Below are 12691 nucleotides of genomic sequence, written 5' to 3'. Positions count from 1 at the left end.
GTGATCATATATGATCACACCTTTTTTTATCTTTTAAGCGAAAATAGTAGGCAGAAGCATATTTGCGAACAGCATTGTAAGAAGTGCTGCTACGATCATGCCGAGGCTAGAAAAAGTACCTTCAATTTTTCCAAATTCAAAAGCTCTTGCTGTACCTGTCCCATGAGAAGCTACTCCTAAAAGAAGACCTCTTGCTAAAGAAGAGTGCAGTGCGAGGAGTTTAATTAGTTTTGGCGCAACCATACATCCTACTACACCGGTTATAATCACAAACATGATGGTAATGTTAGGATCGCCTCCTAGCGTCTGAGACACATTAACGGCAATAGGAATCGTAACCGATCTTGGGATCAAGCTATGAACCAGCGTTGATTGTAAATGAAACACTAATGCTAACAGCATGGAAGAAATCATGGCAGCAAATGTTCCAAGCCCTACGCTTAAGCTGATTTCAACACGATGTTTTTTGAGTAAATCAAAATATTTAAACATAGGAACAGCAAAAGCAACAGTTGCTGGTCCAAGCATAAAGCTAATCGCACTGGCACCTTGCTTATAATGATCATAAGAGCCATTCGTTACTAATAAGATGCCAATTAAAAGAATGGGGGCTAGTAAAATAGGGGAAACTAGCATAGACTTATATTTTTTATAGAGCACTTTTGTGCCGACATAAACGAGCAGTGTAAGCGGAAGAGCAATCCATGTGAGTAATGTCATTTTAGCGAACCTTCCTTTCTTCTTGAAATATGTTCTGCAATGATTCCCGTTACAGACATCACAATAATCGTACTGATTGTGATAATAATCACAATCTGGATTCCAAAATGCATTAATACATCTCCATAATTGATGAGTCCAACGACGGCTGGTATGAAAAATAATAATAGTTCTCCCACTAACAGTGTTCCACCTTGTTCAACCCAGCTTAATTTAATTACTTTAAAATACAGTAAGAAAAACAGTAAGAAAAATCCGATGATACTACCTGGCACTGGGAGGTCAAACCACTGTGAAATACTTTCTCCTATTAAAAACAGAGCCGTTAGTAATAAAATCTGTAAAATCACCATAATCAATTTCATGATTAGCCTCCTTTATTTATGTTTTTATTCATTCATTCCTCGTTTGTTGAGACAATAATGGAGTCGTCTATGCTGAAAAGACGACTCCATCATGGGAAAAGAGAAACTATTTGGATTTTGCAAATGGGGATACAACTTAAGTAAATGAATGCTACACACTTATCTTACAAAAAAACGACTATAATATGAAATATATAATAACTATGATAACTATTCTTTTTAGTTATAGTTGAAAGAAATCTCTTTACAAATGCATTGGTAACCTTTTCAAAAAAGAGTTTGTGAAATATAAGGTATAATTATTTTATAAAAGGAAATCAAAAAAGAGATGGAGACATGCCTGCATCCATTCAATCTAAAGACGAACCGAGGGGATAAACGATTCAGTGTGAATGACTTGTTACATCGCTACATATATGAAACCTACGTTCACCGTCATGAAAAAAATCCGAACGAGTTTGATTCTTGATGGAGAATCAAACTCGTTCGGATTTTTAATTAACCTACTTTTGTCTCAGCTTTGTTAAACTGTACTTTTAAAATAATCAATAAAAGCCTGTGTAGCATAAGAGATATAGCGATCTTTTTTAACGATTAAAGCAATTTCCCATGGAATAGCATTCTCGAGATTAATTACTTTCACATGCTCCAAATCAAGCTTTTCACATAATGAATAAGGGAAAAGAGCAATGCCGAGATTAGCAGCTACCAGCTCTCCAATGAAGTCCCACTGAGAGCTTTTAAAAGCAATATTAGGTGTAAACCCATTTTTTAAACATTCGTTATAGACCATTTCATGCATGGTGAAGTCTTCATGAAAGGAAATAAGCGTTTCATCTTTTAACTCTTTTAATGAAATCGTAGAATGCTGAGCCAACGGATGAGATTTATGAACAACAAGCTGCAATGTTTCTCGAGCTAAAGGAGTCGTAAAGAACATGTTTTCATCAACTGGGAGTAAAACTACGCCCACATCCACTTCTCCTTGTTCCACAAATTTTTGCATTCTTTTAGCGCCATATTCCACTAATTGAATATGAATCTCAGGGTATTGCTCTCGAAATGCTTTAATAATAGTAGGAAAAAACAATGTACCAATAATAGGGGGAATACCTATTTTGATGGTTCCTCTTTTTAAATGCATTAAATCATAGAGGGAATCCGATAAATCTCGGAGAGAAGATAAAATGCTTTCAGCTTGCTCGTACACGATTATTCCTGCATCGGTAAGCTGAACTTGTTTGCCAGCGCGATCAAACAAAGGTGTGCCCAGCTCTTCTTCTAATGATTTAACCATTTTACTAAGAGAAGGTTGAGAAATATGCAGCGCTTCAGAAGCTCTTGTGAAATTTTTATGTTTAGCCACTTCTGTTAAGTAATGCAAATGGCGAACATCCATTTTGTATACCTCCGTGTTCATACATGCTAATTATTAAGATACACACATTCTACCACATTCACAATCAGCTCTATACCTTTCTTTCCTATCAAATAAAATGATCAGTAGAAGAGGTAGTGAATACAAAAGAAATTGCCAACAATATATATTTACACATTGTTTATTTTAGAAGTATAATATATAAATCAGTAGAACGGTTACATATCGATCACAGAATCAATCAATAAGGTGGTTAGAACGGTTGAGTAAAGCAGATGAAATAAGAGATATCGTTTATATTAATGGCCATGTAAATAAAAAATGCTTTATTACATATGGAATTGAATTTAAAGAGTTTTATCATTCCCTTCCTACGCCGCTTGCAAATATATTATTGTTAAAGCACGGTTTTGAAGACAGTGATTACCATTACCAAACCCATATGGACTACGTAGAAGAAGAACAAATTCATCTTTTAGCAGAGGATGATGTTTATAATTATGGCGATTTTTGTTGGATTGATTTTGAGGATATATCTTCGTTAGATTTGTTAGAACCTCAAGATATTGCAGCGCTGCTGTATTTAGGTCATTTAAAAAAACCGCTCAATTCGCCATTTAATAATAAACTCGGTAATCAATTTGTTTATTTAGCTCATGATGATGGATTTTATAACAAAATCTATTTTCGAGACGTGTATGATATGAAGCATATTTTAAGCCGAATCATTCCGTTAAAAATGTCAGCAATTAAGCAAAAAAGATTTGTATTTAGAAGGAAGAAGTTAGAATATCCGATTTTGCCGCTTGTTTTGGCAAATACTCTTCTTACTTTAACAAATGACGGTTTGTTTATTGATTTCGAACATATGGTGCAATCCCGTAAAGATATTAAAATTCCTTTGTATACAATCGGTGATTTTGACGATATGAATGAAATGTATAATGATCGGTTTGAGCACAAAGAGATGAGTAAATTGCAGGCGCATCTTGTTCTCACTCATAAAGAACTAGAGTGGAGCATTGAAGAAGTTCAATAATCTAAAAAGAGGCTGGGCTAAAATACTTTTGTCTCAGCCTCTTTTTGAATAGCCTTATAAAATGGATTTTTCCATTCCATTAGTACGGCGTAGTTGTGTGAATCTTCATCTTCAATATAATTTGCTGCAAGGCCAATAGGCGTTCTGCCACAGCGCATCAAAAAGGTCATAACGGGGTCGTAGAGAGTTCCAGCTGATACAAGGTTTATGTATTCAACGGGCGTGTACAAGGAAGACACTGGTGCGTATCCAGGGATGCGGCACCCGCCGAGCAGCCTTTCTAACTTGTAATGAATCACAACTTCATATAAAGACTGCAAAAGCAGTTTCCCGAGCCCCATTGATCGATGCGAAGGAGTGACGCACACGTCTACTACATAAAGCGTATTACCAGAAGGGTCGTGCGTATGAATATATCCACTTCCTGTTACCTCATCCCATGTGTGAGCCGCATTTCCTTCCACTGAAACAATTGCGCTTGTGATAGATCCGCATATTGTCCCGTCTATCTCTACGCATAGCGCTCCATCCGGAAAAAGGGAAACATGGTTATTTAACTGATCTTTGCTCCATAATAATTCAGAAGGGAAAGGAGGGGGAAAACTTTCTTCTTGAATCCGAATCAACTCATCGAAGTCATTCGATGTATATGATCGTACCGTACATATTACAGGCTTATTTTGATGAAAGACAAAGCATTGCTTTTTATACACTGCTTTTTTGCCTCCTTTTTCAAAAAAATTATCAGATAATTCAGTATACCATATAAGAATAGAAATTCTTTCATATTTATTGAAGAATTTGACGAGAACGTGATAAAGTTAAAAAGATTCGAACTATTAGACGAGGTGAAAGAAATGGATGTTGAATTAAAAGGAAAAACAGCGCTTGTATTTGCAGGCAGCCAAGGGCTTGGCAAAGCGATTGCTGCCAGGCTTGCAGAAGAGGGCGCAAACGTTATGATTGCAAGTCGTTCAGAAGAGAAACTAGCCCAAGTAGCGGAAGAGATTTCATATCTTGGAAGCGGACAAGTGTTACATAAAACGGCAGATGTCACAAAAACTGAGGATATTCAAGATGTTATTCAATACACAGTAGATACGTTTGGAACTATTGATATTTTAATTAATAATACAGGAGGTCCTAAAGCTGGGAACTTCCTTTCGTTAACAGATGATGATTGGAAGCATGCATTTGAATTAAATCTCCTCAGCTATATTCGTATTATTCGTGAGGTAGTGCCCGTTATGAAAAAGAGCGGAGGACGTATTGTCAATATTGCTTCTTCTTCCATTAAAGAGCCAATTGCTGGACTTATTCTGTCAAATACCTTCCGTACAGGAATCGTGGGACTTACCAAAACACTTGCTGCAGAACTAGCAGAGGACGGTATCTTAATTAACACGGTTGCACCAGGAAGAATCGCAACAGACCGAGTGAAAGAGCTAGATACCATTCGTGCTGAAAAATTGGGAGTAGACGTTTCAGAAATTGAAGAAGAGATGAGAAACCAAATTCCTCTTAAGCGCTACGGTCAGCCTGAAGAGTTTGCTAAAGCCGTTGCTTTCTTTGTCTCCGGAGCGAATTCATATATGACAGGCCAGTCATTTCTAATCGACGGAGGCATGGTGAAATCCATTTAGTTACATAGAAAAACCCTGCAGCTGCAGGGTTTTTTGTTAAATCCAAGTTGTAACTTGATCTAATGGTAAACGATCGCTAGCATGTGCTTCTTTCGCCGCTTTTCCAACTGAGATAAGCATAACTGGAATGTATCGATCCTCAATTTTAAATTCTTCTACAAATTTTTGTGCGTTAAATCCGCCCATTGAACAAGTGTCTAATCCTTTTGCTTTTGCTGCAAGCATGAATGTCATAGCAGCAAGGGAAGCATTCGTAAACGCTGCATCGCGAGCAAAAGCACTGTTTTTATAAGCGCCGTTAATTTGTCCTGACAAAATATTTTTTACGTCTTCTGTCATGTGACCTGCTTCGACTAGCGGATCGTACACGTCATCTACATTTTTATTGGCTTCTAAATCACCTAAGACAGCTACTACAGCGCCTGCTTCTGTAATTTGTTTTTGGTTGTAAGCAATTGGAAGTAGACGTTCTTTCGCATCTTGGTCTGTAATAACAACGAAATGCCAGTGCTGTAAGTTCCAAGCTGATGGTGACTTCACTGTTGCTTCTAAAAGTTCCGTTAATTCTTCTTTGCTTAATTTAGCTGAAGAGTCATATTCTCGAATCGATGTACGTTCATTTACCACATCAAAAAAATCTTTTGTCATAATAAAAACCTCCGTTAAAAGTATGTATTTCTTTAGTCAATCGATGCACATTTTATAATGATACACTATTGAAGTCAATTTATATGCTTTTAGTATACCCACTCTTATGTGCGGTCACTCGCCAAAGAAATGCATACACTTCTTACCATCGGTTTAACGTGATTGACGAGATGTAAGATAAGCTTCAATTCGATCACAGGCTTCACGCAGCGTGTTCATAGAATACGCATACGATAGGCGTACATATCCTTCACCGTAGGAAGAAAAAGCGCTGCCGGGTACTAGTGCAACACCCGCTTCTTTGACTAGCTCCAGGGCAAAATCAAATGAATTACCGTGGAAGTTCTGAATAGAAGGGAAGATATAAAAAGCACCAGTCGGCTTTTCTACGTCAAATCCCATGTTTACTAGTCGGTCATACACATAATTCAGTCTTTGTTCGTACTCTTTTTTCATATCTACCGCATCGTTTTTACCTGCTGTCAGTGCCTCGAGTGCAGCTGCTTGAGAGACAGAAGAAGCACAGCTCACGTTGTATTGATGAACTTTTAAAATATGTTTGGCTAAATAAGAAGGAGCAAATAAAAGACCAATTCGCCAGCCTGTCATGGAATGAGACTTTGATACTCCATTAATAACTATTGTTTTCTCTCTCATAGATGAAATGGAGGCAATGGACTGATGTTTTTTATCAAAAACGAGCTCACTGTATATTTCATCAGATAGTACAAAAATATTTTTATCGCTTAAAAGAGCAGCAATTTCTTCTAATTCTTGCTGTGACAACGTCACGCCTGTAGGATTAGACGGATAAGGTAAGATAACGCATCTTGTTTTAGACGTCAAATGTTGCTGGATTAAATCCGCTGTTAGTCGAAATCCTGTTTCGGTTGTATCAATATGTACAGGTTTAGCGCCGTTTAACCGGATAAGCGGTTCGTATCCTGGGTAAACAGGTCCAGGTAAAATAACTTCGGAATCTTCTTCTAAAATGGTGCGAAGAGCAATATCAATTGCTTGACTAGCTCCAATGGTCACAATAACTTCATCAGCTGGGTTATAGTGCAAGTCATATTTTTCTTTGACAAATTGAGCTGCTGCCTCGCGTAGTTCTATTGTTCCAGCATTGTGGGTATAAGAAGTTTGATTATCATCAATTGCAGATTTTGCCGCTTCTTTTACATGTTGTGGTGTTAAGAAGTCAGGTTGTCCAATTGTGAGAGATAAAACATCTTGATAGTGTGAGACCATATTATAAAATGTACGTATTCCTGATAGTTCAATTTCTTTGACACGTTTATTGATTAAGTGCTCCATGGTTTCAAATCCTTCCGCGTATTTTCAACTCATTTTATCACAATGAAAATAGGTAAAAAACCACTATTTGCGCATTTTGCAAATAGTGGTTTTAAGTTAGGTGTTATATAACTTATTATAGGCAGTTGTTAGTTCATAAAATTGTTCTTCGTCTCTGTTATCCAACGCATCATCAATAAGAGATTTTAGATACTGTTTATTAAAGTTTGTACTCATAGTCGTTAAAATACGATTAGCTTCTTTCGCGTAATAGTGTTGGTAAGGCGTGTACTGAGATGAGTGAGGATAGTGATTCATATTTTTTCGATAAGAACTCATAACATAAACCTCCTTTTTTAAAATAAAACGCAGCTTCTATTACTTGAAATGTACCCTTTCTATATAGTTGTTAACCCTGTTTTTAGCTGCGAATGTGCTAAGGTATGTGTTAGGAAATCAGAGGTTCCTTGCTTCACATTCGATTCTAGACTCAAAGAAGTAAGCGCATAAAAAGACCTGCATATATATGCAGGTCTTGTATATTAGTCAGTATGTATTTGGCCTTCACGCCAATAAACGGGGGAAACGTAGCCAAAATCAACTTCATGATCGTCCAATGTTACAACGCAGTGATCAGAGCCTTCTTGTTCTTTAATATCTTGATATACAGCTTCTTCTACGTTTTCAATAATGGTCATTTCATTATCGTCATTAAAAAGAATGACGGAGCCTTTCATATTACGAACACCTTCTTTTAAGATTATTCATTCACTTTGTGTAGTATAAACCGTTTTGGCTGTAGAGTCCACAGCTATCTTCGATTTCTTGTTAAAAATTTGTGAACAGGCTTTTAGGAGCTTTTAGGAATGAATAAGAAAACCTCTAAATAGAAGAGTAACCGACTTGTCTATTCTTTCTTGAAGGGCAACAGAGTCGGGTTGGTTGATACACCAGTAGAGAAGTGTGCCAAAAAAATTAAGTATTGCAATAGAAGCCATTTCTTCGGCAGGGATGTCGACTATAAGTTCACCTCGGTCTTGTCCTGTTTGAAAAACTTTTGTAAAATGAGCACGCATTTTTTCAATTTGAAGAATTTCAGATTGTTGAAAGGAACTGTTGGTAATAGCGATATAAAACCAAGAACGGATTAAGTGAGGGTTCGCTTCTTCGTTTGATTGTGCTAGTAATAAAAACAGTTGTTTAACAATGGCAGCAGTTGATTCTTCGGTTTGAAGGAGCTGTTCTAATTTATAGGAGATACGGTTTGTAAAATTAATTCCAAGGTAGTGAAGAACTTCCTCTTTTGTTTTGAAGTAATTAAAGAATGTTCCCTTTGCGACACCCGCTTCATGCGTAATTTGAGACACAGTCGTTTTTTGATATCCCTGCTGCTGGAATAAAGAGATAGCTGCTTTTTGGATGCGTTTTTTTGTTTCTTCTTTTTGTAATCCTCTGTTCATAAATTACACCTCATTTGAATAGGAGTGGTCGTTTGACTCAAGTTCATAAGCTAGTATCTAGTATAGAGAAGTAAATTAGAGCAAGTAAAAAACTGAGCAGAGGATGAGACAAAAGGATCGGCGCTCATGTTTTTATATAGTATATAATATTCTGTTAATTCGTAAAACAATATTTTATGTATATGTTCAAGGAAAAAGATAACAAAATAAGAAAATTTTTCTTTGCGGATATAAGAGACAGTTACTATAATAGGAAATATGGACTATTAGGTAAGCAGGTGAGATGAGAGGAGTAAGTGATATGAATCAAGATAAAGGAATATTGTTAGAAAGTGGTACAAACGAACTGGAAATTGTCGAATTTGAGATAGGAAATGTTTTATTTGGCATCAATGTAGTAAAAGTTAGAGAGATTATTAACCCCGTATCTATTACACCTGTTCCAAATGCGCATTCTTACATAGAAGGTATTATAGAGCTAAGAGGGGAAGTTCTTCCTGTTGTTGACATAACAAAAGCGTTAAAAATGGAACCTTCAAATACGCCGGAAAAAGATAAGTTAATTGTTACAGAGTTCAATCAGCAAAAAATTGTCTTTCATACCCATGCAGTGACGCAAATTCACCGTATTTCTTGGAAAGAAATTGAGAAGCCTTCAGATTTGTATCAAGGTTTTGAAACGCAGATTACTGGAGTGGTAAAATTAAACGGACAAATGATTCTGCTTTTAGACTTTGAAAAGCTGCTTTCTGACGTGAACCCTGATGCGGGTATTAATCAGTCGATAATAAAAAAGCTAGGGGCCAGGGAACGCTCCAATAAAAAGATTGTCGTGGCTGAAGACTCGCCGCTGCTGCGCCGAATGATTCAAGATATTCTTGCACAAGCAGGTTATGAAAACACGGAGTTTTTTGAGAACGGTGAGGAAGCATGGAACTATCTAAGCTCGGTGATTGATGAAGGAGTGGAAATCAGTGATCAAGTCCAGCTGCTTATTACAGATATAGAAATGCCGCAACTGGATGGACATCATTTAACTAAAAAAGTGAAAGAAAATCCTCAGCTTTCTATCCTTCCAGTCATTATTTTCTCTTCTCTTATCACAGAAGATTTACGTCACAAGGGAAAGATGGTAGGAGCGGAAGGACAAGTAAGTAAGCCGGAAATCGGAGAGCTTGTTGAGCTGATTGATCTCTATATTTTGTAGGATGACAAAAAAGTGCCTGAAAGCAGATTGCTCCACTTCAGGCACTTTTTTAAAAATAACTTTTACCCAGCGGTTTAAACACAGGTGCTTGCCGTTTTCTTGGAGTCGAAACAGGGCTTTTGGCCGGCTGTACAAGATGACCCGTATATTTAGATAATAAGCGCTTCGCATAAGATAATGACATAGTCGTTTTGGGATTTCGATACTGATGGTTTAAATGGCCGAGGTGTGATAACTCTTTGAAGTCTTCTTTCTTTGGAGGCATATGGAAAAAGTAGTCTCCAACTGATACAAGTACATCTGATTTTTGTTGACTTTTACCAGGGTTTGGCGAAAAGTGAAGTCCTTCTTTTTTTGCTTTTCCTTCTAAAATTAGTTGATCTAATGCAATTTTCTTTAACGTATATAACTGCTTAGGATCAGGAGCAGCTTTTGCGTGACGATTTACAGTGAAAATAGCTTGTGCAATCTCAGATACAGACGGGGTCAAAGAGCCTTGTCCATTTGCTTGAGACATACGTTCACTCCCTTTCTATCGTATCAGCTGTTCAACCTATAAGGTGAAAGCTGATACGTTCATTATAGCGTGTCTTGTCCCATTTGAAAATAATTACACGAAGAAGTATTTTGGTAATTAATGAAATTTCTTATGTATAGGGTTTGTTTTGTTACGCTTCCTTATACAAGTAAAGTGGAACAGCACGCTATACTTTCTCTTTTTTTAAAATGCTGCTCACACAGTTACACAATCATCAATTAGTAAATCCTGAACTATTGAGCCATTCGCCGAGAAGGTCGAATATAAACACCAGTACCATTTGGCACAATTTGAGCTAGTTCGTTTACTTGGGCATTATACATGCGAATGCATCCTTTGGATACGGCTTTTCCAATAGAACTTGGATCATTTGTTTCGTGAATGCCATAGGACTTCTTAGACAAGCTTAGCCACATTGTACCAAAAGGCCCCCCGGGGTTTGGTTCCCGGTTAACGATAACAAAGTCTCCAGTAGGGGTTGCGCTCAGCATTTTTCCTGCTGCAATAGGATAGACTTTTTGTATGATATTGTTTCTTCGTAATTCAAGCTGTTTTTCAGCAATAAACACGTGGATTGTGTAAGGAATGAGCTCTTTATCTGGGAGGTTTGGAATGATGATTACTTGCCCAGGCTTCAGCGTACGATGGTTTACAAAAGGATTAGCCATCCACAGGTCTTCAACCGGAATCCGGTAGTCACCTGAAACGCTTTGCCAGGTTTCACCCCGCTTTACTATATATCTCATTAACTTCGCTCCTTTGATATATGACTATGTTGTAACAGTATACGATTGGAAAAAGTAAAAGTGACTTTTGTGAGCATAAAGTTATTTTGAAAAAGGTGTTGACATTACATTGACTTATAAGCATGGACTGATTGATATAGGTTCAAATACGATACGCCTTGTTATTTATAAATACAAAAAAGGCAGAGGGTTTAAGCAAATTGAAAACGTGAAAGTAGCTGCACGGCTTCGAAATTATTTAAGTAAAGAAGGAGTGTTAACGGCTAAAGGAATATATACCTTACTTGATACGTTTAAAACGTTTGGAGTTATTACCAAGCATCATCAGCTGCCGCACGTTACTTGTGTGGCCACAGCTACCATCCGTCAAGCGACTAATGCAAAAGAAATTCTAGCGGTTGTAAAAAAAGAAACGGGCTTTTCTATTCAACTATTGTCTGAATATGAAGAAGCGTATTACGGCTTTGTTGCCGTTATTCATTCCACTTCGATCGAAGAAGCCATTACAATTGACATTGGCGGGGGAAGTACGGAAGTTACGTATTTTCACAATCGAGAGTTAGTGCAGTACCACAGCTTTCCGTTCGGTACCTTATCTCTAAGTCTGCAGTTCGTCAAAGGCAATATTCCCACTGCAGAAGAAAAAGTGAAAATCCGGGATTTCGTGCTCCGGCATTTCCATACTGTTCCGTGGCTTTTAAATCGCCATGTTCCGATTGTAGCAATTGGAGGAAGTGCAAGAAGTATGGTGCAACTGCATCAAGGTTTTATCCACTATCCTCTCGCGGGGCTGCATCAATATGAAATGAATTTAGCTGATATATTGCATGTGAAATCGGCTATTGGCTCATTGTCTTATCACAATCTTCAAAAGCTAGACCGCTTGTCAAAAGATCGTGCGGAGACAATTTTGCCAGCGATTGAAGTATTTCAATCAGTATATGAAACCGTGAACGCGACTCGCTTTATCTTAAGCCGCAAAGGCTTGAGAGAAGGGGTGTTATTTAAAGAAGCATCTGATGCTAATATCCAGCCAATGTACCCGGACGTCATACAGCAAAGTTTTCAAGAAATAATGGAAGAGTTTGAAGTAAGTAAAGAGTACGTCAAACAGCTTACGCGCACAGCTATTATGATGTTTCAGCATCTTAGGGAGCAGGGACCGGTTGATTTAAAAGAGGATGACCTAGAGCTTCTTATAAAAGCTGCGCAAGTGTATGATATAGGAGAGTATATTGATGCGGAATCAAGCAGCCAGCATACGTTTTATGTGCTTGCTAATCGTACAATAGATGGAATTTCACATAGAGAACGTTTAAAGCTGGCACTTGTTTCTTCATATAAAGGGAGGTCTTCTTTTAGGCAATATGTTGCTCCTTTTAAAAAGTGGTTAACAAAAGAAGAACAAAAAAAAGTCCAGCTGCTCGGTGCGGTTTTAAAAATAGCTGATGGCTTACATGCAACAAAGCGAAATGTTGTTCAACATATTGACATGAAAAGTGATGGAAACACAGTTACGATTAAACTATTATGTACAAAAACCTTTCTTCCTGAACAGTATCAGGCTGAAAAACAAAAAAAGCATCTAGAAAAAGTAGTAAAAAAAAATATTGTTCTTGAATTTACTAAGCTTTAGAATAACGCTGGATCG

General features: G+C 37.3%; 15 protein-coding genes. 4 read left to right on the top strand and 11 right to left on the bottom strand.

Features of this window, described 5'->3' with window-relative positions:
* Positions 1–33: 33 nt before the first annotated feature.
* From SB717_RS02655 to SB717_RS02645, 3 genes are all read right to left on the bottom strand, one after another.
* Positions 34–720 (bottom strand): LrgB family protein, encoded by a 687-nt coding sequence (locus SB717_RS02655; protein WP_013056013.1) that lies wholly within the window; start codon positions 718–720, stop codon positions 34–36.
* A complete protein-coding gene (locus tag SB717_RS02650) occupies positions 717–1085 on the bottom strand; it encodes a CidA/LrgA family holin-like protein (protein ID WP_014461029.1) in 369 nt (122 codons plus the stop codon). Before SB717_RS02650 ends, SB717_RS02655 begins: the two co-directional genes overlap by 4 nt.
* A gap of 523 nt (positions 1086–1608) precedes the next feature.
* Entirely contained in the window at positions 1609–2484 is an 876-nt protein-coding gene (locus tag SB717_RS02645; protein ID WP_410903148.1) for a LysR family transcriptional regulator, read from the bottom strand.
* Positions 2485–2725: 241 nt separating this feature from the next.
* Here SB717_RS02645 and SB717_RS02640 point away from each other — a divergent pair, with 241 nt between their 5' ends.
* Positions 2726–3502, top strand: a complete 777-nt coding sequence (locus SB717_RS02640) for a hypothetical protein (RefSeq protein WP_033578396.1) — start codon at positions 2726–2728, stop codon at positions 3500–3502.
* Positions 3503–3519: 17 nt separating this feature from the next.
* Here SB717_RS02640 and SB717_RS02635 read toward each other — a convergent pair whose 3' ends face one another.
* The gene (locus SB717_RS02635; RefSeq protein ID WP_410903147.1) at positions 3520–4215 is read right to left on the bottom strand and encodes a GNAT family N-acetyltransferase; all 696 of its coding nucleotides are present in this window, start codon (positions 4213–4215) and stop codon (positions 3520–3522) included.
* Between the two features lie 144 nt (positions 4216–4359).
* On the opposite strand from SB717_RS02635, the gene SB717_RS02630 reads away from it, so the two are divergent.
* Positions 4360–5145 carry an SDR family oxidoreductase gene (locus SB717_RS02630; RefSeq protein WP_074678474.1) on the top strand — a complete coding sequence of 262 codons (786 nt, stop codon included), beginning with the start codon at positions 4360–4362 and terminating at the stop codon, positions 5143–5145.
* A gap of 36 nt (positions 5146–5181) precedes the next feature.
* On the opposite strand, the gene SB717_RS02625 is transcribed toward SB717_RS02630, so the two are convergent.
* The 5 genes from SB717_RS02625 to SB717_RS02605 form a co-directional block, all read right to left on the bottom strand.
* Positions 5182–5793 (bottom strand): nitroreductase family protein, encoded by a 612-nt coding sequence (locus SB717_RS02625; RefSeq protein WP_074678472.1) that lies wholly within the window; start codon positions 5791–5793, stop codon positions 5182–5184.
* A 153-nt stretch (positions 5794–5946) separates the two neighbouring features.
* Entirely contained in the window at positions 5947–7110 is a 1164-nt protein-coding gene (locus tag SB717_RS02620) for an aminotransferase A (protein ID WP_410903146.1), read from the bottom strand.
* 96 nt (positions 7111–7206) lie between these two features.
* Complete coding sequence (locus SB717_RS02615; protein ID WP_098621509.1) at positions 7207–7428, bottom strand: IDEAL domain-containing protein; 222 nt, start codon at positions 7426–7428, stop codon at positions 7207–7209.
* Between the two features lie 203 nt (positions 7429–7631).
* Entirely contained in the window at positions 7632–7826 is a 195-nt protein-coding gene (locus SB717_RS02610; RefSeq protein ID WP_013056022.1) for a hypothetical protein, read from the bottom strand.
* A gap of 123 nt (positions 7827–7949) precedes the next feature.
* The gene (locus tag SB717_RS02605) at positions 7950–8549 is read right to left on the bottom strand and encodes a TetR/AcrR family transcriptional regulator (RefSeq protein WP_410903145.1); all 600 of its coding nucleotides are present in this window, start codon (positions 8547–8549) and stop codon (positions 7950–7952) included.
* 301 nt (positions 8550–8850) lie between these two features.
* Here SB717_RS02605 and SB717_RS02600 point away from each other — a divergent pair, with 301 nt between their 5' ends.
* On the top strand, positions 8851–9756 hold the full coding sequence (locus SB717_RS02600; protein WP_410903144.1) for a chemotaxis protein: 906 nt from the start codon (positions 8851–8853) through the stop codon (positions 9754–9756).
* Positions 9757–9805: 49 nt separating this feature from the next.
* Here the strand turns inward: SB717_RS02600 and SB717_RS02595 are convergent, their stop codons facing one another.
* Both SB717_RS02595 and SB717_RS02590 read right to left on the bottom strand, forming a co-directional pair.
* The gene (locus tag SB717_RS02595) at positions 9806–10273 is read right to left on the bottom strand and encodes a YkyB family protein (protein ID WP_013056025.1); all 468 of its coding nucleotides are present in this window, start codon (positions 10271–10273) and stop codon (positions 9806–9808) included.
* Positions 10274–10527: 254 nt separating this feature from the next.
* Positions 10528–11040, bottom strand: coding sequence for a L,D-transpeptidase family protein (locus SB717_RS02590; RefSeq protein WP_410903143.1), 513 nt, complete (start codon positions 11038–11040; stop codon positions 10528–10530).
* Between the two features lie 109 nt (positions 11041–11149).
* Between SB717_RS02590 and SB717_RS02585 the strand changes: the two genes are divergently transcribed.
* On the top strand, positions 11150–12676 hold the full coding sequence (locus SB717_RS02585; RefSeq protein WP_410903141.1) for a Ppx/GppA phosphatase family protein: 1527 nt from the start codon (positions 11150–11152) through the stop codon (positions 12674–12676).
* Positions 12677–12691 lie beyond the last annotated feature (15 nt).

It is taken from the genome of Priestia sp. SIMBA_032 (genome assembly GCF_046535215.1).
Lineage (GTDB): Bacteria > Bacillota > Bacilli > Bacillales > Bacillaceae_H > Priestia > Priestia aryabhattai.
Note: the sequence above shows the minus strand (reverse complement) of the source record. Positions and strands in the feature narration are given on the sequence as shown.

Bases quoted from the DNA above. Each gene is read 5' to 3' on its own strand.
- SB717_RS02650 (WP_014461029.1), bottom strand. From the start codon at position 1,085: ATGAAATTGATTATGGTGATTTTACAGATTTTATTACTAACGGCTCTG.
- SB717_RS02600 (WP_410903144.1), top strand. From the start codon at position 8,851: ATGAATCAAGATAAAGGAATATTGTTAGAAAGTGGTACAAACGAACTG.
- SB717_RS02605 (WP_410903145.1), bottom strand. From the start codon at position 8,549: ATGAACAGAGGATTACAAAAAGAAGAAACAAAAAAACGCATCCAAAAA.
- SB717_RS02655 (WP_013056013.1), bottom strand. From the start codon at position 720: ATGACATTACTCACATGGATTGCTCTTCCGCTTACACTGCTCGTTTAT.
- SB717_RS02610 (WP_013056022.1), bottom strand. From the start codon at position 7,826: ATGAAAGGCTCCGTCATTCTTTTTAATGACGATAATGAAATGACCATT.
- SB717_RS02630 (WP_074678474.1), top strand. From the start codon at position 4,360: ATGGATGTTGAATTAAAAGGAAAAACAGCGCTTGTATTTGCAGGCAGC.
- SB717_RS02615 (WP_098621509.1), bottom strand. From the start codon at position 7,428: ATGAGTTCTTATCGAAAAAATATGAATCACTATCCTCACTCATCTCAG.
- SB717_RS02595 (WP_013056025.1), bottom strand. From the start codon at position 10,273: ATGTCTCAAGCAAATGGACAAGGCTCTTTGACCCCGTCTGTATCTGAG.
- SB717_RS02620 (WP_410903146.1), bottom strand. From the start codon at position 7,110: ATGGAGCACTTAATCAATAAACGTGTCAAAGAAATTGAACTATCAGGA.
- SB717_RS02590 (WP_410903143.1), bottom strand. From the start codon at position 11,040: ATGAGATATATAGTAAAGCGGGGTGAAACCTGGCAAAGCGTTTCAGGT.
- SB717_RS02625 (WP_074678472.1), bottom strand. From the start codon at position 5,793: ATGACAAAAGATTTTTTTGATGTGGTAAATGAACGTACATCGATTCGA.
- SB717_RS02645 (WP_410903148.1), bottom strand. From the start codon at position 2,484: ATGGATGTTCGCCATTTGCATTACTTAACAGAAGTGGCTAAACATAAA.